General features: G+C 71.8%; 3 protein-coding genes. 2 read left to right on the forward strand and 1 reads right to left on the reverse strand.

Annotated elements, in window-relative coordinates; translation table 11 throughout:
• Window positions 1-102: 102 nt before the first annotated feature.
• Entirely contained in the window at window positions 103-903 is an 801-nt protein-coding gene (locus E3T23_RS01885; RefSeq protein ID WP_134368725.1) for a hypothetical protein, read from the reverse strand.
• Window positions 904-1,636: 733 nt separating this feature from the next.
• Between E3T23_RS01885 and E3T23_RS01890 the strand changes: the two genes are divergently transcribed.
• Together E3T23_RS01890 and E3T23_RS01895 are read left to right on the forward strand one after the other, a co-directional pair.
• A complete protein-coding gene (locus E3T23_RS01890; RefSeq protein ID WP_134368726.1) occupies window positions 1,637-2,047 on the forward strand; it encodes a YccF domain-containing protein in 411 nt (136 codons plus the stop codon).
• 232 nt (window positions 2,048-2,279) lie between these two features.
• Window positions 2,280-3,571, forward strand: a 1,292-nt coding sequence (locus E3T23_RS01895; RefSeq protein WP_134368727.1) for a DNA polymerase III subunit gamma and tau, incomplete at its 3' end; no start/stop codon positions are given.

Here is a 3,571-nt window from a genome sequence, read left to right on the forward strand (position 1 = left end):
CGCGCCGGACCAGCCGCGCCGGACCAGTGCCCGCGCCGGACCCGCCGCGCCGGACCAGTGCCCGCGCCGGACCCGCCGGATCCGCCGGACCCGCCCGACCCGTCAGAGCGGGTCGTCGAGGCGGGTGAGGATGCGGCCGAAGCGGCGGGACCGCTCGCGCTGGGCATCCGTCACGACGCGCTCGATGGCGGCGAGCGTGGTCTCCCACTCGTAGAGCACCTGGTGCTGTGTGAGACGGATGGATCGGCGGCCGAGGGCCTCGGTCTTGAGATCGCGGGCGCGGTCGGCGTGGAAACGGTTGGGGCCGTGCCACTTCTCGCCGTCGGTTTCGATGGCGACGCAGTCCTCGACGACGAGATCCTCGTCGCCGATGCCTGCCACGCTCACCTGCGCCGCCACCGAGTAGCCCGCGTGCCGCAGTCGGCGCCGCACGATCGTCTCAATGCCCGAGCCTGCGGTGAATTCGAGCTCCCGGATGCCGTCCGCAAGCCGCGCCGGCGCCCGCCCGCACAGCTCGCGCACCTGGTCGATCGTGAGGAAGCCCTCGTGCACCGCCGACTCGAGGCAGGCGATCGCATGTTCCTCGTCGAGGCAACGGATGGCCTGCCACAACGCCTCCATCGGCGAGACCAGCCAGGACCGCTCGGCGGCTCCCGGGAACCGCGGATGCGCCCAGTGGTAGCGGATCGGCTGCCCGCCCCGGTCGCGGGTGGGCCGCCGGGTACTGGCGTTCGCGGGCAGCTGCAGGTGTAGCGAACGGTCGATTCCGGCCCAGACGTTCGCCCGGCGCAGCGCGCTGAGGCAGCTGATCCGGGCGTGGGCGGCGGCGGCGTCCCGCTGGTCGCGATCGGCGTGGGCGCAGATATAGACGCCGCGCGCCGCGCGCCCGATGGCTCCGCCCAATGGCCGTGCGCAGCTGCGCGGGCGTGACGCCGAGCCGGAGCAACTCGTCGGTCGTGGCGGCGTGGCCGAGGGTGCAGATGAGGGTTGCAGCGCTGCGCATCCGTTCAGGATGCCCGCGGGCCGGGCCCGCTCCCGGGAGAGCGTCGGCCGGGGGAGAAAGTCGCGCCCGGCCTGCCTGTGGGGGAGCGCCTGGTTGGTGCGGGGCTGGTTCCGCACGGCTCGTCCCGGCTGGTTTTCGTTCTGGGCTGGGCCCCGCGGGTGACGCAAAGCCGGAGTTTTTCGGGACACGCCGCATCCGTGGGCGCCGTGGGCGGCGTGTCGCGAAAATCTCCGCGTCTAGCGTGGCCCACCCGGCGACGGATGCTGCCACTCACCGCTCCGGGGTTCCGGGGTTCCGAGGTTCCGGGGGCGGCCGATTCGCGTCCAGATACTCGGCGCGCGGGTACTGCGCCGCTGCGCGCGTGGCACGCCTGGCGCGCACCGGCGCAGCACCAGCGCAACACGGGCGCGCAGCGGCGCAGCACCAGCGCAGCACCAGCGCAACACGGGCACGCACCAGCGCAGCACCAGCGCAACACTGGCACGCAGCGGCGCAGCACCAGCGCAGCACCAGCGCAACACCGGCACGCAGCAGCGCAGCACCAGCGCAACACTGGCGCGAACCGGCGCAGCACCAGCGCAACAGCGGCGCCGCACTGGACCTCCTCCCCAGACCCGCGGGTAGAATCTCCGCGTGCGCACACTCCTGAATGTGATCTGGCTCGTGCTGAGCGGGTTCTGGCTTTTTCTCGGCTACGTGGCCGCGGGCATCCTGCTCTGCGTGCTGATCATCACGATCCCGTGGGGTATCGCGTCGTTCCGCATCGGCGGGTACGCGCTCTGGCCGTTCGGCCGCACCGTCGTGGCCAAACCCACCAGCGGTGCGTTCTCGTTCATCGGCAACGTGATCTGGGTGATCCTCGCCGGCTGGTGGCTGGCCCTGGCGCACATCGTCTCGGGCATCGCGCTCTGCGTCACCATCATCGGAATCCCACTCGGCATCGCCGACTTCAAGATGGTTCCGGTCTCGCTCGCGCCACTCGGCAAGCAGATCGTGAGCAACCGCCCCGGCGAGTTCGACCAGGCCGTCACCCGCCGCGCCTGACAAACGGATGCCGCCGCGCACCCGCCACCGCATCCGCCACCCGCATCCGCCACCCGCATCCGCCCACGCGCAGCCGCCACCCGCATCCGCCCACGCGCAGCCGCCACCGCATCCGGCCACCCGCACCCGCATCCGGCCACCCGCATCCGCATCCGCATCCACACCCGCCCGCCACCCCACAGACCCACCACCCCACACCGCATTGTCAGTGGCTCCGGCTACGATTGACCCCGTGGTTACCGCCCTGTATCGCCGCTACCGGCCCGAGACCTTTGCCGAAATGATCGGTCAGTCACAGGTGACCGATCCGCTGATGACGGCCCTGCGCACGAACCGGGTGAATCACGCCTATCTGTTCAGCGGGCCGAGGGGCTGCGGCAAGACGACGTCCGCCCGCATTCTGGCGCGCTGCCTGAACTGCGCCGAGGGTCCGACCGACACACCGTGCGGGGTCTGCCCGAGCTGCGTGGAGCTCTCCCGCGACGGCGGCGGATCCCTCGACGTGGTTGAGATCGACGCGGCCAGCCACAACGGGGTCGACGACGCCCGGGACATCCGTGAACGTGCGATCTTCGCCCCCGCCCGCGACCGGTACAAGATCTTCATCCTCGACGAGGCGCACATGGTCACGCCGCAGGGCTTCAACGCGCTGCTGAAGATCGTCGAAGAGCCGCCCGAGCACGTCAAGTTCATCTTCGCGACGACGGAGCCCGAAAAGGTGATCGGCACCATCCGTTCGCGCACGCATCACTACCCGTTCCGGCTGGTGCCGCCCGGGCCGATGCTCGAATACGTGCAGCAGCTGTGCGACACCGAGCAGATGACCGTCGCGCCCGGCGTGCTGCCGCTCGTCGTGCGGGCCGGCGGCGGTTCGCCGCGCGACACCCTGTCGCTGCTCGACCAGCTGATGGCCGGATCCGACGGGCACTCCGTCGAATACGAGCGCGCCGTGGCGCTGCTCGGCTACACGAACGCGTCGCTGCTCGACGAGTCCATCGACGCGATCGCCGACCGTGACCCGTCCGCCGCGTTCGACGCGGTCGACCGGGTCGTGCAGACCGGCCAAGACCCGCGCCGCTTCGTCGAAGACCTCCTCGAACGCCTGCGCGATCTCATCATCGTGGGCGCCACGAGTGCCGCCGGGGCCGCCGCCGTGCTCCGCGGCGTGCCGCAGGACGAACTCGACCGCATGGCCGCGCAGGCCGCGAAGTTCGGCGCCGCCGAGCTGTCCCGCACGGCCGACGTCATCAACGCCGCCCTCACCGAGATGACCGGCGCGACCAGCCCCCGCCTGCACCTCGAACTCATGATCGCCCGCGTGCTCATCCCCGCCAGCGACGATTCCACCCGCGGCGCGCTCGCCCGCGTCGAAAGGCTCGAGCGCCGCATCGGGGTCGGGGTCGGCTCTGGTTCCGGCTCTGGTTCCGGGTCCGGTGACATCCCGGAAACGGATGCCCCGGCCACCGGCCCGGTCGGCGCGCCCCCGCGCGCGGCCGCCGTTGCGGCGACGGAGCCCGCCCGCCC

Source organism: Cryobacterium cheniae (assembly GCF_004403395.1).
In the GTDB taxonomy this organism is placed as follows: Bacteria; Actinomycetota; Actinomycetes; order Actinomycetales; family Microbacteriaceae; genus Cryobacterium; species Cryobacterium cheniae.